At 40.0% G+C, this 230-nt stretch carries 1 protein-coding gene; it reads left to right on the top strand.

Translation table 11 applies throughout. The annotated features are described in order from the left end of the window. The coding region (gene rbfA, locus AAEY88_RS15725) for a 30S ribosome-binding factor RbfA (protein ID WP_350563900.1) at positions 1-230 on the top strand (230 nt) is incomplete at both ends.

Genomic DNA, 230 nt, shown 5'->3' on the forward strand with positions numbered 1-230 from the left:
GTATAATGAGAGAATTTTCTCGCACTGATCGTGTTGCACAGCAAATCCAAAAAGAGATTGCTGTAATTTTACAACGCGAAATTAAAGATCCACGCTTAGGTATGGTGACAGTGTCAGCGGTAGAAGTATCGCGCGATTTATCTTATGCCAAAATTTTCATTACTGTGTTTAACACACAAGATGAAGACGCAGCAAAGCAAAGCGCAAAAGTACTTAATGAAGCAACGGGC

The sequence above is a fragment of the Psychrobacter sp. CAL346-MNA-CIBAN-0220 genome (assembly GCF_040309805.1).
In the GTDB taxonomy this organism is placed as follows: Bacteria; Pseudomonadota; Gammaproteobacteria; order Pseudomonadales; family Moraxellaceae; genus Psychrobacter.